Consider the following 21,609-nt stretch of genomic DNA (forward strand, 5'->3'; position numbering starts at 1 on the left):
TATATTATAAAACACCAAAAATAAGAGTTTAAAATAGAAAAAAATAAACTCGATGTTAAATTTCGACTGAAAATATAGGATTTCAACAAAGTCTGAAAAACATTAAGTTTATAAAATAGGAGATTATTCTTTAGAAAGATAGGAAGAATTTGGTATTTTCTTCCTATTTACATATATTGAACAAGTTGTTCTTCGCCAGATTGATTTCCAGGTTTAACTTTTTCAATAGCTTCTTTAAAATATTTATTTGGGATTTCATTGGCTTCGATATCATCTCTTAGTGTAAACATTGCAGCTTCACGACACACTGCTTCAATGTCAGCTCCAACATATCCTTCAGTATTTTTAGCTAATTTTTTAAGGTTAACATCTTCAGCTAGAGGCATACCTTTTGTGTGAACTTCAAATATTGCAATTCTAGCTTCTTCATCTGGAACATCAACTTTAATGTGTCTGTCAAATCTTCCAGGTCTCATTAAACCCGCATCTAACATGTCTGGTCTGTTAGTAGCTGCAATAATGGATACGTCTTGAAGTTCTTCTAAACCATCCATTTCAGTTAATAGTTGATTAACGACTCTTTTTGTTACACCGCTATCAGTATCATTACCACTACGAGCTCCAGCTATTGCATCTATTTCATCAAAAAAGATTACAGTAGGAGATGCTTGTTTAGCTTTTCTAAATATTTCACGAACTCCTTTTTCAGATTCTCCAACCCATTTTGATAAGAGCTCAGGACCTTTTACTGAAATGAAGTTAGCTTCACTTTCACTAGCTACTGCTTTTGCTAGCAATGTTTTACCAGTTCCAGGAATTCCGTAAAGTAAAGTTCCTTTTGGAGGTCTTACACCTAAACGTTTAAATGTTTCAGGATGTTTTAATGGCCATTCAACCGCTTCTTTTAGTCCTTGTTTTACTTCATTAAGACCACCTACATCATCCCATTTGATATTTGGAATTTGAACTAAAACTTCTCTTAATGCAGAAGGCTGAATTTCTTTTTGAGCAGATTTAAAGTCATTTCCAGTAACTACTATTTTTTTGAGAACTTCTTCTGGAATTTCTTCATCATTTTGTATTTCAGGAAGTATTCTTCTTACTACTCTCATTGCTGCTTCTTTACATAATGATTCAAGATCTGCACCTACAAATCCATGTGTGTTACTAGCTATTTTTTCTAAGTTAACATCTTCTGCTAGGGGCATGTTCCTTGTGTGAATTTCAAGGACTTCTTGTCTTTCTTCAGCATCAGGAACTCCAATTTCAATTTCACGGTCAAATCTTCCAGGTCTTCTGAGGGCTGGGTCTAAAGAGTCTGGTCTATTTGTTGCACCAATAACTACAACTTGGCCTCTTGATTTAAGACCATCCATTAAAGTTAAAAGTTGTGCTACAGTTCTTCTTTCAACTTCACCATTGGTTTCTTCTCTTTTTGGAGCTATTGCATCTAATTCATCTATGAATATGATTGATGGGGCGTTTTCTTCAGCTTCTTCAAAGTATTCTCTTAAGTTTTCTTCAGATCCACCAACATATTTACTCATAATTTCCGGTCCGTTTATTGCAATGAAATGGGCATCACTTTCACTAGCTACTGCTTTTGCTAGTAATGTTTTACCAGTTCCAGGGGGTCCATGCATTAAAACTCCTTTTGGAGGGGCAATACCTAATTTTTCAAAGAGTTCTGGTCTTTTAAGAGGAATTTCAATCATTTCTCTTACTTTTTTAACTTCTTCTTTTAAACCACCAATATCTTCATAGCTTACATCTACTAAGTTTGTTACACCTTCGATTTTTGATACATCAACAGGATTTTCATGTACTTGAACTTCTGTATTTTGTCCAATAATGACAATATCCTTTGGTTGGGTGGATACAACTGCAAATTTAATTTCTCTCATTGGTGAGAATTCCATTAAATCGTCAAATATACTATTGAATCCCATACTGGATCTTGGTGCTCTTACTTGAGTTCCAATAATATCTCCTTGCATAATTACTTTTCCTTGGAATAATCCACGAACATCTCCTTGAACATGTACATTGTGTTCAGTTGGTGCTAAAACAACTTTTTTAGCTTCAATAGCTTTTGTTTTTTTAATAGTTACTTCACCACCGATTGTTGCTCCTGAATTTTTACGAACTAATCCGTCAATTCTTATAACTCCAAGCCCTATATCAGTTTGGGATGGAAGAGCAATTGCCACTGTTTTTTTCTCACCATTAATTTCAATTAAATCTCTTTCGTGTAAGTTTAATTCATCCATTATTTTTGGGTCGATTCTTGCAATTCCTTGTCCAATATCTTTTTGTGATATTGCTTCTGCAACTTTTAGAGTAATTTCTTCGTTTGCCATAATATCATCTCCTTAATGGCTTTTTATAATTGTTTATTAATTTTAAATTCATCAAAAAAAATAAAAAAATATTAAAGTTTCTTTTTGTATGTTTAATGTTTGACAAATATAAGTGTATATGTTTTACTATATAAATATTTCGATTACATGTTTTTTCTAGATAATTGTTAAAATATGCTATTTTACTTAAAAATAGTTAAATCAATTTAATTTTTTATATTATTCTTTTATACATATAATTTTTAAAAAATAATTTATTATTTATAGTTATTGCTAAAAATAAATTTTAATTACTTTTTATTACTTTAATATTTGTTCGTATAAATCAAAACATTTTATCTTATGATTCCACCAAATCCCCTAAGTAATTCTTTAACATTTAAAATAGCATATTTTGAAATACTTTCAATTTTAAAAGTTAAACTTATAGAATCCTCTGCAATTTGTGGCCCACTATATTTTTCTGTAAGTTTTACATCAATAATGTCTTCAATATTTGCAATTGTTTTTAAAATAATTTTTTCATTAATATTGTTTTTAAATACACAGCTTATTGATTCTGTTTTTCTATTATAATTTTCAATTTTCCATAATTTAAGTTCTTCAGCAGATAACACTTCAATATTAGCTAATCTTAATCTTTTAATTTCATTGCCTTTTTTTAATGTAGTTGTTTTATTGTCAACACTTTCAAGTATTCCCACATGAACTTTTCCAGAGTAAATATGTCTTAAAGCTATTTCATGACCAATTGATTTTGTTAGCAGGGAATATTCTTGATTAAGTGAATTAATAGCTTTGTCACTTCTGCCCAATGCATTTGTTATATCGTCCATGTGTTTAGTTGCATTAATTGCAATTTCAATGAATTTTTCATCATCACCATTGTTAATTACATCTCTAAGCTCAGTAACGGCTTCACTAAATGTGTTTCTGATATGATGTCCATTTTTGTTCATTGATTGAATATAATAAGTTAAATATGGGTTTTGAGCTACAATACGTGCAATCATATCAATCATAAGATTATAAATTGGACTTTCATAGTCTTCAGTTTCAGATAAGTCTACTTTTAACTTTTCAATTGTTGAAGCAGTAGAAATAAATGAAAAATGAGTTAAAACTTGTACAATACTCATCATATAATCATGTTTTTGAGCTGTAGTTTCAATTATTCTCATATTTTTATTATTTAAATAATTATAAACTTTATCATACCATTTTCCTTTCTTATGGGGGGTTAAAACAATCACTTGATTAGCTAAATCACTAGTTCTTGGACCAAAAATGGGGTGGCTTGGAATATAGTCAACATCATCTCTTAATACTTCAGCCATTACTTTTGAAGGTTCTTCTTTTACAGAAGTCACATCCATAAGCAATGAATTTTTTTTCATAAAGGGGGCTACTTCGCGTATAACATTAGAAGTATGATGAATAGGTACTGATATAATTAGTATGTCACTTATTTTAGCTAATTCTTTATTAGATTCAATATAATTTACACCAATATCATTAGCTACTTTTTGACCTTTATTATGATCTCTTCCAGTTATATACACATCAAATTCATCTTTAAAGTAGTAATTGAGAGTTTTTCCTAAACCATCACTACCTCCAATAATCCCAATTTTCATATAAATCATTAATATTTTTTAAATTAGCAGGTATATATAAATAATTAATAAGAGAAATAATCAGTGAAAGCATGAAAATTATAAAGCAAGATACAAAAGATGGAATAATTGAAGTAATTCCAGAAACATTAGATGATTTATGGCATTTATCTCATATTGTTGAGGTGGGGGATAATGCTTCTTCTATGACAACTCGCCGTGTTCAAGATACTACTGGTGATAAGTTACGTAGTGATAGGGGAGTTAAAAAAACATTTTATTTAGGTTTAGATGTTGAAAATATAAGTTTTCATCTTTTTACAGGAAAATTAAGATTAACTGGAGTTATTAGTAGAGGTCCTGAAGATTTAATTCCATTAGGTTCTCATCACACATTAGAAGTAAAATTGAATGTTCCATTATCAATTAAAAAAGAAAAATGGCCTAAATGGGCAATTAAAAGATTAAATCAAGCTATTAAAGCTTCCAAAAAGTTATCTGTTATTATTGTTGCAATTGAAGATGACATTGCTACATTAGGCTTAATTCGACAATTTGGTCTTGAATATTATGGTCCTATTAAAGGAAATATTTCAGGAAAACGTTTAATTGATAAAAACAGACAAAAAAATATTATCCAATTTTATGAAAAAGTAATTGAATCTATTATTAAATTTGATGGAATTCAAAACATCATCGTTGCAGGACCAGGCTTTGTTAAAAATGATTTTTATGACTATATTAAAAATAAACATAAGAATTTAGCAAAAAAGGTTATTATTGAAAATACTGGATCTGGTGGAAGAGTAGGAATTCATGAAGTTATAAAAAAAGGAACTGTTGAAAAATTAACCTCAGAACATAGGGTTGCTAGTGAAATATTAGCAGTAAATCAGCTTTTAGAAGAAATAGGAAAAAACTCTTCAAAAATAGCTTATGGTTTAAAAGAAACAAAAAATGCAATTAGTATGGGTGCTGTTGAGAGACTATTAATATTAGATAATGTCGTTGCAAGTCATAATATGGGTGATGCAATGGACATGGTTGAAAATATGAAAGGGGAAGTTATTGTAATCAGTAGTGAACATGATGGGGGTAAGCAGTTAGAAAGTTTAGGTGGTATGGCAGCTATTTTAAGGTATCCTATAAATTAATTTTATATAGAATAAATTATTATAAGTTATAAGTAGTAATAAAAAAATTGTTTATTTTTAAATTTGAATTTGTGGTTTTTATGTATTATTCATCGATAATTTTGGCATTTGTTTTTGTATTTCTTTTATCTGCGATAAGTACAGCTATATTAGATATTGTATTTAGATTTCTAGGTAAAAGAGGGTTTTTAGGTAATTTATATCCTAATGTACGTGGTGGAATTCCTCGTGCTGTAGGTTTAGTGCCTTTTATAATTTTATCATTTTATCTCTTACCAGGGTACAACACATTGGTTTTAATCATTGGTATTTTTGCATTTATTGATGATATTGTTGGGAGAAGAAAAATTCATTCCTTAGGTATAGAATGGGGTCAGCTTTCAAGAGGATTAGGAATATTAATAGTTATTGCTGCAGGTTTCATTGAAGGATTAGGAATTTCTTCAATTTTTATTGCACTTTTAGTTCAACCATTAAATATTGCTGATATGCAACCAGGTTCTGCATGCATGGTTACAATGATAATGTCTATTTTAACAGCTATTGTCATGATTTTTGTGGGCGTTGCTCCAATATATGGGATACCTGCTGAGTATACGCCACTATTGGTATTTGTTGTATGTTTAGCTTATTCCCCACTTGATTTTCTTGGTAAAATCATGTTAGGTGAAGTTGGAAATCATACATTTGGTGTAGCATTAGGAATATCATTTTATTTAATTGGAGGAACTTGGTGGTTAATTTTATTTTTTATATTAACTACATTGTTAACAGCATTTGTTAGAAGAAGCACTCTTAAAGTATTCTTTAGACAACAACTTAGATTACTTGATCCAGCATTTGGAGATTTTGTCATGGATGTTTTAACTGGAGGGGGTTTAGGAGATTTATTTAGAAGGTTAATATTAAAAGATAAACAATACAATGTTACAAATCCATTATTAGTTTCATTAGGTTTTAGAAGACTTCTTTTTAATCCATATGCACCTCATCCTAGGTCATATATTTCAAATAAGCCAAAATTAAAACTAGGAGAATAAATTAATGAAGTGTTTATTTATTATTACAGGTAGGGGAATCGGAGGAGACTCTATGATTTCTCTTAATACTATAAAAGCATTAGAAAAAAAAGGAGTAAAATGTGAGGTAGCTTTAGATTCTGCTGCTCATGATACTATGTTTGATGATAAAGGATATAACTGGCATAGAATTTCAGTTCCACAAGCAGGAGGTCATGCTGCTACAAAAATATCAACTATTAAAGCGGCATTTAGATTGATCAAAGCTAGTTTTAAAGCTAGAAGTCTTATTAAAAAGCTTGATGTTGATTTTGTCGTTGGTGTTTTGGGAGGAGGAGCAATTGTTGGATCTGTAGGTGCTAAATTAGCTAGAAAACCAGCATATTCTCTAATTTCAACACCTCTTGATTCTTTTGTTTGTCCAAAATTAAATAAATGTTATATTTTACCAGAACTCAATATCTTTAAATGGGACAAAATTCCAAAAAATACAGATAAATCATTTTACCCATTAGCTGAGGATGTTGGTAGTGGGGATGCTAAAATAGCATTAGAAAAGCTAAAAGAATATCCTATTTTTGATGAAAATAAGAAGACTATTGTCTTCTCATCAGGCTCATCTATTTTTAAAGGAGTATTAAATGGTCTTAAAATATTTTCTGATTATACAGATGAATATAATCTTGTTTTAGTTGGACGTCCATTAAAAGAAGAATATTTGGATTTAGTTGATGAAAATAAAGTTATTTTTGCAGGATATATAAATTGGATTAATCATTTATTTACATATGCTGATTTATCTGTTTTAACAGATGATGGTGTGATATTAGCTGAAGCATTAACTTGCAAAACTCCTATTGTAGCTTTAACAAGAGTAAAGTGGGGTAGATATCATAATATGGCAGATGTATTTAAGGGAGCTATAATAGAATCTGAAGTTGAAGATGTTGTTGAAAATGTTAATAAAGCTTTTGATACTATGGATAGTCTTCAAGAACGTGCTCTTTATTATGCAGATATTTGTTCGAATGCCAGTGATGATTTAGCAGATAAAATGTTAAAGGGTTTAAAATAGTGGTTTTATAACCACATATTTTTTATAATTTTATAGTTTGCATCGGTTGAGGGGTGCACTTCTAAAAAGTCAGAATAATCATCTAAATCATAATCTTTTCTCATTAAATAGGATATGTATGCAATATCACTAGCAGATGATGGAGATATTGAATTTATTTTATTTATTTTATTTTTCTTTTTATCAAACTCAATTTTTGTATGGCCGGTATCACCAGTTAATATTTTCCAAAAAGCACCACTTCCTGCAATTCCAGGTATTGCAATACTTGCTTTTTCATTGTCACTACAATTATTTTTTTCATTTTCCACAAAACTTACATCCATGTTTAAACTTATTGATTGAGGAATGCAATTATAGCTTATTTTATTTGGATAGTCAGCCATATTTCTTGCAGCCACAATACCTTCCATTCTCGCTACTGGTGTTAATTGATAATTACCTGTAACATCTCCTGCAGCATATACATTTTCTACACTAGTCTGCATCATTTCATTAACTTTGATGCTTTTGTTTGGATTCAATTCAACAAAACCATCAACTATTTCACTGTTTGGTCTTCTTCCAGTTGCAAAAAATGGAATGCCTTCTATTTCTTTATCGCTATCGATTAAAACTTTATTTTTAAAAGCTTCGATGATAGTAGTGTTTTCATAGAGGGTTATATCTGGCATTATATGTTTTAGAATATATTCTTTAGTTTCATTTTCTATTTCTTTTAAAAATTTACTTCTAGTGATTATATTAACTTCACTACCTAATGAGGAATATATATTAGCAACTTCAGCAGCTAATATTCCACCACCATATATATTTAGCTTTTCAGGAATCTTATCAAGTTTTAAAATGTCTTTATTAGTTAATACGTACTTACTTCCTTTAATATTTGGGATAAATGGGCGTGCTCCAGTAGCTATTAATAATTTTTCATATTCAAGGCTTTCGCCATTAACTTTAACTTCATTGCCTTCAAGTTTTGCTTCGCCATAGATAATATCGTTTCCAACATTTTCGTTTTCTTCTTGATTTATTTTTCTAAGTATTTTTTGTGTTTCAATTATTTTTTCTACTATTTTATCATAACTAATATCAAGTTGGCTTTTAATAAATCCATAAGAGTTAAACCTATTGTTTGTTTCTATAAATTTGGTCACGTCAGTTAAAGCACAAATAACCATACAACCTTCATTTAAGCAGGTACCTGCAATATGATTTTTTTCAATTAATTTAACATCTTCACCAAGTTTTCCTAGCTGTAGGGAAGCTAATCTTCCAGCCGGGCCTGATCCAATTACAATATTTTTCATTTATTCACCTTTAGATAATTTTATATATATTAATTTATTAAGTATTGTATATATTAAATTTTGGAGAGATTGTATATGTGTATTGCAGCACCAGCTCAAATTGTTGAGATTAATAAAGAGGAAAATAAATTGTTCGCTGATTTTGGAGGGGCTAGACAAGAGGCGAAAATGGATCTTTTACATGATGTAGAAATTGGAGATTATGTTCTTATCCATGCAGGTTATGCAATTGAAAAATTAACAGAAGAAGCTGCTAAAGAATCTTTAGAAGCTTGGGAAGAACTTTTAGAGGTTCTTGAAGAAGAAGACAAAGAAAGAGAAGCAATGATGAACGATTTAAATTAATAAATCGATACTCTTGTTACTCCTTTTATTTTTAAAAATTCACTTATTATTTCACCACCAACGGGTTCTTCTGTAATTATTGTTAATATAGGGGTTTCTTGTAATTCTGTATCTTCAGCATAGGCTTGTCGTATACCAATACCTTTTTTTGATATTAAATTTGCAGTAGATCCGAGTATACCTTCACTTTTAGATCCTACTTCGATTTCAATAACTCCTAAGTTTAAGTTTTTAGCTATATTTTTTAAAAGGGTTCCAGCAGGAATAATATTGTAAAATATGTTATGTAACTCTTCATCATTTTTTATCACTTCAATTGTTGATTTAATAACTCTTCTATCAACATTTGCAGCATTAGCTAATGATTTATCATTTATTTTTAGATTTCCACAATATACTTTTCCATCTTCACTTAAAGAGAGTCCAAGTTCAATCATTTTTTCTGCAACTCTGATTCTTGCAGGATATTTTTTGAATTTTTCATTTATTTTTTCCCACATTATTATCACTACTACTCATTTTTGTACATTGTAGAAGATATATGTGGAACATGGTATATAATGCTTATCTTAATAATTAGAATATATATTTATTATAAAAATATAGTTAAGTAGGCTAGATGGGATTCGAACCCATGACCTCCCGGTTATCAGCCGAGCGCGCTAACCAAGCTGTGCCACTAGCCTATAAAAAAACGAGCTGTTTGTAATTGTCAACACTTATACTTATATTGTTAACCATATATAACTGTTGTGGTCATACATGGTTTTTTATATAAGATTTAAAAAATTCTATTTATTTATCATTTCATTTATGGCATCAGCCATAGCATGACCTTCAACAGTAACTTTAGCTTTTTCGACACCATCAACTTTTTCTGCTAATTGTTTTGCATCAGCAGCGATACGAGTGATACTCATACATCCTGGATTGGTTGGTTTAAGTATGATTTCAGCTTCATTACCGTTAGTAGTAATATTTTGTACAATACCCATCTCTACAATACTAATTCCCATATGCGGGTCATTTATAATAGAAATCGCATTTTTAATATCATTCACTAAATCTTCTGACATATTAAGTCTCCTATATTTTATTGTATTATTTTATATTAAGTTATTATATTTATACATGATTATTTAAATCAGAGGTTAATTTATTTTACTCTATGTTTTATTTTAACTCCGATACCATTACTACACTCTTCCATTTCTCGACCAGTTAAAATAGCTTTTCCGACACCAACAACTTCGTCATTTCTAATAACAACAACTTCATCATTTGGAATTATATTAGGGGATGCTTTTTGTATTCCTGGTGCAAAAACAGTATTAGTTTCTAAGTTAAAATCAATGTTCACAATATTAATATTTAAATCTTTTAAAACTTTTCCACCAGCTAAATTCAATCTATATAAACCATAATCTTTATTTAAAAGAGCTAATTGTTTATTATTTGAAAGAATCTTTTTATGATACATTCCTTTTGTTTTAACATCATCTGGAATAAAATTATATCCTTCAGGTCCAAACTGATACATAGCTATTGATCTAAGTTCATGTAATAGTCTTTCTCTTCTTGGAATTTTATCATGTTTTTTTAATTCCATTCTTAAATTATATATTGAATCAGGGGATGTTGGTTTTCCATTTTCACAAACATTTATAAAATCATCAACATACTGGCTACAAGATTCAAGATATCCTCCACTAAGATTAGCTATTACTGTTTTACCTTCAGTATATTTTTCTATTAATTTTCCAGTAGTATCAATTTCGTCTTGTGACCAGAAACCTGTTGTACTTACATCATATGATTGAATTGGAAATGTATTTTCTAATTCTCTTGGGCAAATTCCAAATGGGGATGTTACAATAAGTTCTTGATAGGATCTACTAGCTTTTCTAAATTTTTGATGTGATTTAGAATTAGAATAAGGTTTTTTCATACTGCATGGTAATAAAACAACCACATCACCTAGTGGTTTCATTATTTCCATTCTATTTCTCCAACGGACTGCTTCAGGACGATAAAGGGATTCCTCACTTGAACAAATTACTTTCATATTATTCCTCGAAAGGTTTTATTAATTCTTCATTAAGTTTAATTAATCTTTTAATATTTTCATCAGGGTTTTTGATTTTATATTTCCATTTGTTTATAACAAAATCAACACCCACTTCTTTATCTCCTGTTATTAGATTATCAGCATGAGCTACAATTTTTTCCTCTAAAGTTTGAGGCATATAAGATTTTTTAGGAAGTCCAAGTTTAATAGCTTCATTTTCAGTAATTCCTGCCCCAACATGTCTTTCGATAATATTTAAAACATCTTGGGGGTATCCATATTTTTTAGCTATTTCTACTCCTTTTATTGCATGATTGATTCCATGACTTTTTGATCTTCCAATATCGTGTAATAAAGCACCTTTTTTGATAAGGTCTTTATCAACATTTTCAAAATGAGAAGCTATTTCCATAGCTTTATTACATACTGCTTTTGAGTGTGCTATAATATTTTCAGGTGTTTTTTCTTTATAAAGTAATTTGATTTCCATATTATCTATTTTTTAACTTTTTTGTTAAATGAATCATAATTACTTTGCACCATTTTAATATCCTCTTCTATTTGTTTAATTATTTGTTTGTTGTCATGGAATGTTAGTTCTTCACCACAATCTGGGCACATAAATTGATAATCTGTTGCCATATCAAAATTTAGTCTTAAATGTCCATGAGGACATACAAAATACATATTATTTTTTTCTTTTTCTAATTCATCATTTAACATTTTTAAATATTTTTCGGAATCTTTAGTAATATGCTCAATTATAGCGTTTTCTTCAAATTTCCATGTATAAGTATACCATTGAGTTTCAGGGTCTTTACTTCTTTTGTAACTAGCGAAACCCACATCATAAAGTTTATATAATATTTTCCTTACAATATTCAGTCTAATTTCAGTTTTTTCAGCAATTTCTTCGTCTGTTTCAATACCATCAAGCAGTGCTTTTATAATTTGTAAATTATTTTCATCTTCGACAACATTGGTTAATAAAGTCTTTACTAATGGATCATCTATCATTTAATTTCCCCTGAATTACTTATAATCAATTTATGGAAACTTTATAAAATAAAAAAATTATATTATAAGATATTAATATTATTATTAGATATATTATTTTTATTATAAAAACATAACTAATATTCTTCTAAAATTTCTAATAAATTTTTAGTAATGTAGTCAACTTCTCTATCATTTAATGATGAATATATAGGAATACTTATTTCGTTTTTAAAAAGATTATATGCATTTGGGTAATTTTTAATATCATATCCAAGGTTTTTATATGCAGTTAATAAAGGTAATGGTTTATAATGGACATTAACACTTATTCCTTTTTCTTCCATTTTAACAATAATCTCATTTCTCTCTTTAGGAGTAATATCTTTTATTCTGGTTAAATATAGGTGTCCTGATGAAGTATAATTGTTAGATGAATGTTTTTGAGTTATGATTTTACTTCCTTTAAAAGCTTCATCATATTTTTTTATGATTTCATGTCTTCTATTTAACATTTTTTCATATCTTTCAAGTTGTCCAAGCCCGATAGCTGCTTGAACATCGGTCATATTGCATTTGTAAGCAGGAATTAAAATATCATATTCCCAAGAACCTTTTTGTGTTTTTTCTAGGGCATCTTTTGTTTGACCATGAAGTGAAAGAATTTGGTATTCTTTGTAGATTTTATCATCATTGATATTTTTATTATTTTTCCAACTTACAGCTCCACCTTCTGCGGTTGTTAAGTTCTTAACTGCATGAAATGAAAAACAAGTAAAATCAGCTATATTTCCTGCTTTTTTATCATTTTGAATAGCACCAAAACCATGTGCACAATCGGCAATTACAATAACTCTATTAAATGCTTCTTGAAGTTCACTATTAGCATTAAATAAATCTTTTTTTTCTTCAATTATTTCAAAGATTTTTTCATAATCACATAAGATTCCTGCAATATCAACTGGGATAATAGCTTTTGTTTTTTCAGTTATCGCATCTTGCATTTGTTCATAATCCATTTCTTCCCTGTCAATTTGACTATCTACCATCACAGGAGTTGCACCAACATGACAAATTACACTACAGGATGCGGTATATGTATATGCAGGAACAATAACTTCATCTCCTTTTCCTATACCTAATAAACGTAAAGTCATTTCAAGAGATGTTGTAGCCGCACTTAAACAAACAGTTTTTGAACTACCACAGTATTCAGTTATTTTTTTTTCAAATTCTTTAGTTTTTGGTCCAGTTGTAATCCATCCAGATTTTAATGCGTCCATCACATAGTTTATTTCTTTTTCACTAATATCGGGTGGTGAAAAGGGTATATTCATAAATTATCTCCATTTTATTTTTCAGGATCTTTATAAGTTGGAACGCACTGTTCCATTGTTTTTTTAATTTCTTTTTTAGAAACACTTTCATTTTTAAGTAGATTTCTAAATAAATCTAATTTATCTTCGATATCTTGGCTTGTGAAATTCATAGGTTCAGTTATAAATATTTTTTCATGTTTTGTTTTTTCTAGATTTTCTTCAGCCATTAATAATTCTTCATATAGTTTTTCTCCAGGCCTTAATCCTGTAATTTTAATATTTATATCTTCACCTAATTTTAATCCAGACAGTTCAATAAGGCTTTTTGCAAGATCATATATTTTAACGGGCTTTCCCATATCTAATACGAATATTTCTCCACCTTCAGCATAGGTAACTGCTTGAAGAACTAATGAAACTGCTTCTGGAATTGTCATGAAGAATCGAGTAATGTCTTTGTGGGTTACAGTTACAGGTCCACCTTCTGAAATTTGTTTTTTAAATAATGGAATTACAGATCCATTACTTCCTAAAACATTTCCAAATCGCACAGCAACGAATTCAGTTTCACTTTCTTTGTTTTTAGCTTGTATAATCATTTCACATAATCTTTTACTAGCACCCATTATGTTTGTTGGATTAACTGCTTTGTCTGTTGAAATTAATATGAATCTTTTTGTTTTAAACTCATCACAAACTTTTACTAAATTATAAGTCCCAAATACATTATTTTTTATAGCTTCAGTGGGATTATTTTCCATTAAAGGCACATGTTTGTGTGCTGCAGCGTGAAAAACAATTTCAGGAGAATATTCTTTAAAAATAGCTTTTAATCTATTTTCATCTCTTATTGTAGCTATTATTGCTTTGATATCTCTTGTAGGATATTTATCCTTAAGTTCTAATTCAATATTATATAAATTATTTTCATAAATATCTAACATAAGTAGTTGTTTAGGTTCATAAAGCATTATTTGTTTACAAAGTTCTTCACCAATAGATCCCCCTCCACCAGTAACTAAAACAACCTTATTTTTTATTAAACTGTGGATATTATTATTGTCTAATTGAACAGGTTCACGTCCAAGTAAATCTTTTGCTTCGACATCTCTTAAGGTGTTGTACAAGTCTTTTTCAGTGATTAATTCTCTTAATCCAGGTAAAATTTTAACTTTTGCATTTGTTTTTCTACAAATATTTAATATTTCTTTTTTATTTTGATTATCGATATTAACTATTGAGAAAAATATTAAATCAACATCATATAATTCACAAATTTTGATAATATCATGTCTATCTCCAAGTATTTTAATTCTTGAAACATAATATCCTGAACGGGCATGATTGTCATCAATAATTCCAACAATATTGTATTTTCCTTTCAGTGTTGATCTTATTGTTGTTATAATATCGTTAGCAGCGTATCCTCCTCCAATAATTAACAAATTCTTTTGTTTTTCATTATTACTATTATCATTACTACCTGACATATTTGACATGAATGAATATCTGATTGTTAAATGATAAGTTACAATTAAAACACCAATTATTAATCCACTACCAACACTTTGTTTTACTGAAACTTCTGAAAAGTGAAATAATAATTCTCCACTAAGTGAAACTAGAATTGAAGATATAAAACAAAGTAAGATGTAAGTAATATAATCTTGTTCGGTTTCATATCGTATTATTGTATTATATCTTCCAGTTAATCTAAATACAATTTGATAAATGATTATTGATAAAACAATGCTTAATTGTAATTCTGGACTAAAGAATAGTTCTGCATCAATAATTAAGTAAAATGTAAATATATATCCGATTATAATACAGATAACATCCGCTAGGGGTATTAGGATGTTTCTATATCGTGAAAATGGGTTTAAGTTAATCAATTTTCACCCTCATTAATGTGTTATAATATTATATGTTTTTTTTAATTGTATAAAAATTTTATTAATGTTCGTTAATTTTAATTATTGGGCATTATTCAAACTATTTTTTAGTTTTAGTAATAATTCCTTTTTTATAACAAACTACTTTTTTCTAATTATTACTGCAGGAGTATGTGTTATAGAATCAAGAGTTTCAATTGTAATTTCATCAATATCTACATTTAAAACAGATTTTACACTATGTATAGTTTTCATTTCATTAGCTAATGATTTCTGATAATCTTCAGCAATATTTGCAAATTTTAATGCAGTTTCAACATCTATTTTATCACTACATCCTAAAGGTGTTGATCCCATATTTTCAGATAGTTGTCCTTTAACATATCCAAAAAAACCTTTGTCTGCTTCAATGCCCTCAATAGCTATTGGCAGACCTGTGAAATATTTGTTATTTTTCATATATGTCGCATCAGTATCTATAATCATTACAAAAACATCTTTCCCTATTTCTTTTTTTATTTCAATAGCTACTTTTTCGGGGTTTTTAGGAAGAAGTGAAACAAAACTTCCAGGTGCATTACTTAAATCTACACCTGCTTCTGATGCTGGTTTTAATGCATGTTTTAATCCATATAATTGGAGAATAACTTCTTTATGTGCTTTTGTTTCTTTGGGAAGCTTTCTTAAGTTTTTAATTGTTCTTTTTTTAATTCCTAAAATTGGTCCAAAAATATATCCCCACAAATATTTGCTCCAAACTGTTGTTAGAAATTTAGCTTTAAGTGATGCTTTATATTTAGATTCATCAATTAAACGACCTTGTGAAACAGATATTGGTGTTTCAGCAATAACTAAGTAATCCCCATCTTCCATTATTTCTTTTGCCGGATTGATAATTTGATTTAAATTTTCATGAGGTTTTATGTAACCTGTTTCAATTGGAATTACAATGTAGTTGTCATGAATCATGTGTTTTATATTATCTAATTGTGTTGTCATAATAATCTTTAATAAAAATTAGTCACAATAAATATATGATAACTATATATTATTATAATTTAAGGTTGATATAATGATAAGAAAATTTATTACATATTTTGAAAATGAAGGTAAAAATTATACTGAAGATTTAATTAGTGTTGTTCAAGATCGATTAGACAATATGGATAATATTAAATATGTTGTTATTGCATCTGCATCTGGAGATTCTGCATTGAAGCTTTATGAAGCCTTGGGGGATAATATAAAAATAATTAATGTTTCTCATAATGTAGGATTTACTGCTCCAAATGAAAAAGATATTTCTGATGAAATGATTTCTAAGTTAAGTAATTTAGGTATTGAAACTTATTTTGGATCTCATGCATTTAGTGGTGCAAATAGGGGTGTTACAAACAAATATGGTGGTCATGCTCCATTAGACATAGTTGCTGATACATTAAGAATGTTTTCTCATGGTGTTAAAGTAGCGGCTGAAATTTCTATAATGGCTGCTGATGCAGGATTAGTGCCTGTTGGTGAAGAAATTTTAGCTATTGGTGGTAAAGGTCATGGTGTTGATACTGCAGTAATATTAACTCCAGTTAATTCTAAAGATTTATTTGATTTAGAAATTCATGAAATTATTGCAATGCCGAGGCAATGATTAACATTTTTTTTTATAAATGTTAGTGTTGGCAGAAATTATTGAGTTTTAATTAATCTTCATTTTTCATCCTGTTTTTATACTATTTTTTTAATATTATTCATTTTCATATTTTATTATTTTTTTTCATGCGAATTTAGCTTCTTTTTTTAATTCAATAGTTAAATTCAAATATATTTTCAATTATTATTTATTATTTTCATTGTTTTATTATATTAATTGTTAATAATTTATTATTTTTAATTAAAGTTATTAAAATCTGGTTGAGGAATTGTCTAAAAATGAAATTAAGGGGTTTAGGCGAAGTGCAAAGAAATCATATGTAATGAATCTATTATCAGGATGATGAAAAAGTTGTATATTACTTTTTTTTATTGGTGGCTATTTGCTTGGATTAGTCCGGGTCAAAAAAGTTTTTGGCTTTAAATGGATAATGAATACTATATTTGATGAAAACTAAATGATAAAATGACAAAGATATTCCAAAATTATTTATTATAAATTGTTCAGTTGGGAAGAGATATCCCAGTCTAAGTTATGGATTAATGTGGTTGTTAATGTAGTTCAAAATCCCCATCATGATCATTTATCAAATTCCAGTAATTTAATGAAATCAAATACTCTACTAATTTAAACCTAAAACCACAAAAATAATTAGTGCAGATACAATCAATATTCAACATTAGTCAACTTGAATTACATAAAATAACTTAGGGTATAAAAATGCTCTAATATTCCAACATCTACAGCAAAGATTAGAAAAAAAATCAGGAAAATTATCCATGAAAAATCATAATTTGCTATTTGTATTGTTTTGTTTTTGATGAATTATAAAAATGTTTTCATTTATCCAATGAAAAAAGAATCAACGCTCGATAGCACATAACCCTGCACCAATGGAGAATAGGAGGTGGATAATAAAGTTAAATTATTTTATTCGTAATTATGATGAATGTAAAAAAATGTGAATATTCAGGAAAACATGTTATAACACCAATCACAGAACAATAACGCGGATATCTCAACGAAGTTTCCTACAAAACTGAACGCTTAATGTCTTCAGAAGAAGGAATAGAAGAATATAGAAATTATGTTCAAAAACAGTAGAAGCACACAACAGCACATTTAAAAGAATATACCATTATAATGATATACCATTAAAAGGTTTTAAAAAGAGTTCAAAACCTAATGTTCATAATTGCGTCATCATACAACCTAATAAGATTATAAAATTTAATTAAAGAAAAAAATATGGATTTACATTCAGTAATTAATTCAATAAAGTTCGTATCATTAACTTAAAAAAAATAGATATACTTAAAATGAAAAATATTCAAAATTAAATAATATCTGCCAACACTCAATGTGTGGATAAAAGGGTGGCTAATCCCTTTTATCTCTCTTCAATATTTGCTTATGTTTAGATTTGTAGTTTTTTTTTTGATTTCAAAATATTAAAGATTCATTAAAGAAATTTACAATAAATTATTCATTGGGTGGCTTTCTACTGCTTCAGTACCTAAATCTGCAGCTGCTTCGGCTATGAACATGTCTGTTTGTGCAATTGCAGGAAAAGCAATAGAAGCATTATCAATAGGTCCAAATAGAACAAAATCTCCTCCACACATTACTTGAAGGATGTTTGCACCGATATCACAAACAGTAAATGCATCTTTATGGCCTTCTTTTTTATAATCTCTTAACCAGTCCCATGCAGATGGCACATTATGAATACCTGATCCAACTGGATACCCCCATTTAGCTTTCTCAGCAAATGAGGTTCTTCCTGCAACACCAGCACCTTGTCCGAGTGGGGTTACTGCCGTATCCATCATAAATTTATTAATACCACATTCATCAGCTACTTCAAGTAATCCTTTTTCGTAAGCACCATCGTCTCCATTTTCCCACATTGCTATTTTTCCTTCAACTGTAGCGTTCATCGGATTGAATCCTAAAAGAATAGATGCATCAATATTAGTTTCTTTAAGTGCTTCTAATTCAGATTTGTCAGCTGCCATATTGATTGAGTTGTAAATAGCTCTTTCAGTTAAACCAACTTCATCAGTATATTGTGCACCTGCAACCCGAGCATCTCCAGATGTGGAATCTATGAGAAATGGTAATTCACATTGTTCTCCAACAAACTCAATGTATTTTACAATTGCTTCTTCAGTTTGTCCGAATACTTGCGCAATACATGGATTTCCAGTTGTTTCTGAGATAGTAATCATATCGTTAAGTAAGGTTTCCGCTCTAGCTGGATCAAAATCTCCAGTTAATTCATCATTGATGATGTTGTGTCCACCATAAAAGATAGTTCCTGCTAATACAGTAGGGTATTCTCCTGGTTGACCGCCCATTTTTACGCCAGCAAAATCAAATACTGTTTGCTCTTTATCAAATTTAAACATTTATATTAAACCTCTTTAATATTAACACACCCGAACATTAATTCTTATTTTAAGAATTATTTATTTATTATCCATTAAGCTTAATTTATATTATTTTATTCATCAAAATTTTTGAAGAATAGTTGTTTATAAATTGTATTTTATGAATAATTTTTAAATATATGCTATTTATTTCTATTTAAAGAATTTATTATTCGGGATGATTGATAATATTTTATTTAATAGTATATAAAGCTTTTCCCAGTGTTTTAAGGTGTTTTTAAAACAATTAAGAACAGTTTATCTCTTCTTATTGCAAATGTTTAGATTTATTTTAGAATATAATAATTTTTATTTTATTCATAGGTGAAACAAGCTTATTTTTATTATTTTTAGTTCTTTTCTTTTTATTTATTATAAAATTTTTATTTGTTAATATTTAATCATGATTTTTATAGATTATTTTAAAATTCATCCTTATTTTTTAATTTAAGAGTATATAATTAATATTTTGTTTGATATTTAAAGTAAATTTTAAATTTTATTAATTTAACTTTTAAATAATCTTTTAAGAGGGTTAGATATGTGATTTAACCATTTGTTGGAATCTATTAATTATAAATTTAAAAATATTCTCTAATGAGAATATTATTTATTAGAAAATTAAATTTTCACATCTACGTTTATTAAATTTTTTATTTTATTTTCTATTTTTCAAACTAAATTTTAAATATAGTTGCATTTAAATATTAGTTAATATAGAAATATTTAACAATTATATAAGCAGAATTTGTGGGGTTAACTTGTGAAATTTATAGATGATGCAATAAAAGAATCCGAAGAAAGAATGGAAGAAACATCACCTGAATCATTTTCCTCTGATATAGATGAGGAACTTATAGGTATGATTAATAATGCTAAAACTAACATTTTTGTTGTTGGTGCAGGTGGAGCAGGAAATAATACTATTTCAAGATTAAACGAAATGGGAATTGAAGGAGCAACAACAATTTCTGTTAATACTGATGCTCAAGATTTATTTTATAGTCAATCTAGTAAAAAAATTCTTTTAGGTAGGCAAACTTCTAAAGGATTAGGTGCTGGTGGAGATCCAGCAATCGGTGAAGAATGTGCTGAAGAAAGCGAAGATGAAATTAGAAAACAATTAGAAGGTGCCGATATGGTATTTGTTACCTGTGGTCTTGGTGGAGGAACTGGTACTGGTTCAGCTCCTATTATTTCTAAATTATCTAAAAAATTAGGTGCATTAACTGTTGCTGTTGCTACCATGCCATTTTCTGCTGAAGGAATTATAAGAAGAGAAAATGCTGAGCAAGGTTTAGAAAAATTACAAGATGCAGCTGATACTGTTATTGTTATTCCAAACGATAAGTTATTAGAAGTAGCACCAAATTTACCTTTAAACAAAGCATTTATGGTTTCTGATGAAATATTAGGTAGGGCTGTTAAAGGAATCACAGAATTAATTACTAAAAAAGGTCTTGTAAGTTTAGACTTTGCTGATATTAGAAGCATCATGGGTGGATCTGGTATGGCAATGATAGGTATGGGCGAATCTGACTCTGGAGATAGGGCTTTAGAATCTGTCCATGAAGCATTAAGCAGTCCGTTATTAGATATTGATATTTCAAATGCTAAAGGTGCATTAATCAACATATCTGGTAGTTCAGATTTAACATTACATGAAGCAGAAAAGATTGTTCAAGTTGTTGCTGATAAATTAGATCCTGAAGCTAATATTATTTGGGGTACTCAAATTGATGAAAGTCTCCAAAATGTTGTTAGAACTACTGTTGTTGTTTCAGGTATTAAATCAAATTATGCTTCAACTTCAGATTCAATTGAAGAAGCAGATGATGAATCAAATGAAAATGCTTCAACTGATGATCAATTAGATGATTTCATTGATGGAATCTTCTAATTTATTTTTATTATTGATAGAAAAGTTTATTAATGTTTAAATTAAAAATACTTTCTATTATTAGTTTTTATTTTGGGTATTTAAATGAATGTAGAAGAAAAATTTAGCAAATTTATTAAAGATAGTAAAAGAGTATTAAAAGTTTCAAGAAAACCTGATTGGCCAGAATATTTGGATCTCGCTAAAGTTTCAGCAATTGGAGTAGCTGTTATTGGTGTAATTGGTTTTATATTGGTTTTATTAGGTCAACTTATTGGTCTATAATTAAGTTTATATCATATTACTTTTTACCCAAAATTTTTAATAATAATATTTTAGTTTTATTTAACAACTAATTTTTGAAAACTTTATATACTATAATTAATACAAATATTAATATTATAAAAATCTTATTTTCAGGTTTTTACTTCTTGATAATTATGATTTTATAATAACTTTTAACTTAATGTATGATTTTATCTTAAATGTACAATAA

The 21,609-nt window shown here is 28.5% G+C and carries 19 protein-coding genes and 1 tRNA gene; 7 read left to right on the forward strand and 13 right to left on the reverse strand.

What is annotated here, in order from left to right; genetic code table 11:
• Positions 1-167 precede the first annotated feature (167 nt).
• Positions 168-2,360: a CDC48 family AAA ATPase gene (locus MBORA_RS07580; protein WP_063720488.1), complete on the reverse strand. Its 2,193-nt coding sequence runs from the start codon at positions 2,358-2,360 to the stop codon at positions 168-170.
• Positions 2,361-2,695: 335 nt separating this feature from the next.
• Positions 2,696-4,006, reverse strand: coding sequence for a prephenate dehydrogenase (locus MBORA_RS07585; RefSeq protein WP_042693550.1), 1,311 nt, complete (start codon positions 4,004-4,006; stop codon positions 2,696-2,698).
• A gap of 62 nt (positions 4,007-4,068) precedes the next feature.
• Here MBORA_RS07585 and MBORA_RS07590 point away from each other — a divergent pair, with 62 nt between their 5' ends.
• The 3 genes from MBORA_RS07590 to MBORA_RS07600 all read left to right on the forward strand — a co-directional run bounded on the left by MBORA_RS07590 (position 4,069) and on the right by MBORA_RS07600 (position 7,224).
• On the forward strand, positions 4,069-5,130 hold the full coding sequence (locus MBORA_RS07590) for an mRNA surveillance protein pelota (protein WP_063720489.1): 1,062 nt from the start codon (positions 4,069-4,071) through the stop codon (positions 5,128-5,130).
• Between the two features lie 80 nt (positions 5,131-5,210).
• On the forward strand, positions 5,211-6,170 hold the full coding sequence (locus tag MBORA_RS07595) for a hypothetical protein (protein WP_042693548.1): 960 nt from the start codon (positions 5,211-5,213) through the stop codon (positions 6,168-6,170).
• 4 nt (positions 6,171-6,174) lie between these two features.
• Positions 6,175-7,224: a glycosyltransferase gene (locus MBORA_RS07600; RefSeq protein WP_042693546.1), complete on the forward strand. Its 1,050-nt coding sequence runs from the start codon at positions 6,175-6,177 to the stop codon at positions 7,222-7,224.
• Positions 7,225-7,229: 5 nt separating this feature from the next.
• Here MBORA_RS07600 and MBORA_RS07605 read toward each other — a convergent pair whose 3' ends face one another.
• The gene (locus MBORA_RS07605) at positions 7,230-8,531 is read right to left on the reverse strand and encodes an FAD-dependent oxidoreductase (RefSeq protein ID WP_042693545.1); all 1,302 of its coding nucleotides are present in this window, start codon (positions 8,529-8,531) and stop codon (positions 7,230-7,232) included.
• 75 nt (positions 8,532-8,606) lie between these two features.
• Here MBORA_RS07605 and MBORA_RS07610 point away from each other — a divergent pair, with 75 nt between their 5' ends.
• Complete coding sequence (locus MBORA_RS07610) at positions 8,607-8,876, forward strand: HypC/HybG/HupF family hydrogenase formation chaperone (RefSeq protein ID WP_042693543.1); 270 nt, start codon at positions 8,607-8,609, stop codon at positions 8,874-8,876.
• On the opposite strand, the gene MBORA_RS07615 is transcribed toward MBORA_RS07610, so the two are convergent.
• The 9 genes from MBORA_RS07615 to MBORA_RS07655 form a co-directional block, all read right to left on the reverse strand.
• The gene (locus tag MBORA_RS07615; protein ID WP_042693541.1) at positions 8,873-9,376 is read right to left on the reverse strand and encodes an amino acid-binding protein; all 504 of its coding nucleotides are present in this window, start codon (positions 9,374-9,376) and stop codon (positions 8,873-8,875) included. The genes MBORA_RS07610 and MBORA_RS07615 overlap by 4 nt on opposite strands.
• 111 nt (positions 9,377-9,487) lie before the next feature.
• Positions 9,488-9,562 (reverse strand) — tRNA-Ile (locus MBORA_RS07620).
• Positions 9,563-9,667: 105 nt separating this feature from the next.
• Positions 9,668-9,952, reverse strand: coding sequence for an iron-sulfur cluster assembly protein (locus MBORA_RS07625; RefSeq protein WP_042693539.1), 285 nt, complete (start codon positions 9,950-9,952; stop codon positions 9,668-9,670).
• Between the two features lie 80 nt (positions 9,953-10,032).
• Positions 10,033-10,941: a DUF5591 domain-containing protein gene (locus MBORA_RS07630; RefSeq protein ID WP_042693538.1), complete on the reverse strand. Its 909-nt coding sequence runs from the start codon at positions 10,939-10,941 to the stop codon at positions 10,033-10,035.
• Between the two features lies 1 nt (position 10,942).
• The gene (locus MBORA_RS07635) at positions 10,943-11,434 is read right to left on the reverse strand and encodes a TIGR00295 family protein (RefSeq protein ID WP_042693536.1); all 492 of its coding nucleotides are present in this window, start codon (positions 11,432-11,434) and stop codon (positions 10,943-10,945) included.
• Between the two features lie 5 nt (positions 11,435-11,439).
• Positions 11,440-11,961, reverse strand: coding sequence for a transcription factor E (tfe, locus tag MBORA_RS07640; RefSeq protein ID WP_063720490.1), 522 nt, complete (start codon positions 11,959-11,961; stop codon positions 11,440-11,442).
• A gap of 116 nt (positions 11,962-12,077) precedes the next feature.
• The gene (locus tag MBORA_RS07645) at positions 12,078-13,277 is read right to left on the reverse strand and encodes a DegT/DnrJ/EryC1/StrS family aminotransferase (protein WP_063720491.1); all 1,200 of its coding nucleotides are present in this window, start codon (positions 13,275-13,277) and stop codon (positions 12,078-12,080) included.
• A gap of 14 nt (positions 13,278-13,291) precedes the next feature.
• Complete coding sequence (locus MBORA_RS07650) at positions 13,292-15,154, reverse strand: polysaccharide biosynthesis protein (protein ID WP_063720492.1); 1,863 nt, start codon at positions 15,152-15,154, stop codon at positions 13,292-13,294.
• 141 nt (positions 15,155-15,295) lie between these two features.
• Positions 15,296-16,153 (reverse strand): coenzyme F420-0:L-glutamate ligase, encoded by an 858-nt coding sequence (locus tag MBORA_RS07655; RefSeq protein WP_042693534.1) that lies wholly within the window; start codon positions 16,151-16,153, stop codon positions 15,296-15,298.
• A 76-nt stretch (positions 16,154-16,229) separates the two neighbouring features.
• On the opposite strand from MBORA_RS07655, the gene MBORA_RS07660 reads away from it, so the two are divergent.
• Entirely contained in the window at positions 16,230-16,799 is a 570-nt protein-coding gene (locus MBORA_RS07660; protein ID WP_042693812.1) for a pyruvate kinase alpha/beta domain-containing protein, read from the forward strand.
• Between the two features lie 1,475 nt (positions 16,800-18,274).
• On the opposite strand, the gene mtrH is transcribed toward MBORA_RS07660, so the two are convergent.
• Positions 18,275-19,213, reverse strand: coding sequence for a tetrahydromethanopterin S-methyltransferase subunit H (gene mtrH, locus MBORA_RS07665; RefSeq protein WP_063720493.1), 939 nt, complete (start codon positions 19,211-19,213; stop codon positions 18,275-18,277).
• Positions 19,214-19,997: 784 nt separating this feature from the next.
• On the opposite strand from mtrH, the gene ftsZ reads away from it, so the two are divergent.
• Positions 19,998-21,134, forward strand: coding sequence for a cell division protein FtsZ (gene ftsZ, locus MBORA_RS07670; protein ID WP_042693532.1), 1,137 nt, complete (start codon positions 19,998-20,000; stop codon positions 21,132-21,134).
• Between the two features lie 84 nt (positions 21,135-21,218).
• Complete coding sequence (locus MBORA_RS07675) at positions 21,219-21,398, forward strand: protein translocase SEC61 complex subunit gamma (protein ID WP_042693531.1); 180 nt, start codon at positions 21,219-21,221, stop codon at positions 21,396-21,398.
• Positions 21,399-21,609: the final 211 nt, after the last annotated feature.

This window comes from Methanobrevibacter oralis (genome assembly GCF_001639275.1).
GTDB classification, from domain to species: domain Archaea; phylum Methanobacteriota; class Methanobacteria; order Methanobacteriales; family Methanobacteriaceae; genus Methanocatella; species Methanocatella oralis.

Coding starts and splice junctions, on each gene's coding strand:
- MBORA_RS07580 (WP_063720488.1), bottom strand. CDS start 2,360: ATGGCAAACGAAGAAATTACTCTAAAAGTTGCAGAAGCAATATCACAA.
- MBORA_RS07585 (WP_042693550.1), bottom strand. CDS start 4,006: ATGATTTATATGAAAATTGGGATTATTGGAGGTAGTGATGGTTTAGGA.
- MBORA_RS07590 (WP_063720489.1), top strand. CDS start 4,069: ATGAAAATTATAAAGCAAGATACAAAAGATGGAATAATTGAAGTAATT.
- MBORA_RS07595 (WP_042693548.1), top strand. CDS start 5,211: ATGTATTATTCATCGATAATTTTGGCATTTGTTTTTGTATTTCTTTTA.
- MBORA_RS07600 (WP_042693546.1), top strand. CDS start 6,175: ATGAAGTGTTTATTTATTATTACAGGTAGGGGAATCGGAGGAGACTCT.
- MBORA_RS07605 (WP_042693545.1), bottom strand. CDS start 8,531: ATGAAAAATATTGTAATTGGATCAGGCCCGGCTGGAAGATTAGCTTCC.
- MBORA_RS07610 (WP_042693543.1), top strand. CDS start 8,607: ATGTGTATTGCAGCACCAGCTCAAATTGTTGAGATTAATAAAGAGGAA.
- MBORA_RS07615 (WP_042693541.1), bottom strand. CDS start 9,376: ATGTGGGAAAAAATAAATGAAAAATTCAAAAAATATCCTGCAAGAATC.
- MBORA_RS07625 (WP_042693539.1), bottom strand. CDS start 9,952: ATGTCAGAAGATTTAGTGAATGATATTAAAAATGCGATTTCTATTATA.
- MBORA_RS07630 (WP_042693538.1), bottom strand. CDS start 10,941: ATGAAAGTAATTTGTTCAAGTGAGGAATCCCTTTATCGTCCTGAAGCA.
- MBORA_RS07635 (WP_042693536.1), bottom strand. CDS start 11,434: ATGGAAATCAAATTACTTTATAAAGAAAAAACACCTGAAAATATTATA.
- tfe (WP_063720490.1), bottom strand. CDS start 11,961: ATGATAGATGATCCATTAGTAAAGACTTTATTAACCAATGTTGTCGAA.
- MBORA_RS07645 (WP_063720491.1), bottom strand. CDS start 13,277: ATGAATATACCCTTTTCACCACCCGATATTAGTGAAAAAGAAATAAAC.
- MBORA_RS07655 (WP_042693534.1), bottom strand. CDS start 16,153: ATGACAACACAATTAGATAATATAAAACACATGATTCATGACAACTAC.
- mtrH (WP_063720493.1), bottom strand. CDS start 19,213: ATGTTTAAATTTGATAAAGAGCAAACAGTATTTGATTTTGCTGGCGTA.
- MBORA_RS07675 (WP_042693531.1), top strand. CDS start 21,219: ATGAATGTAGAAGAAAAATTTAGCAAATTTATTAAAGATAGTAAAAGA.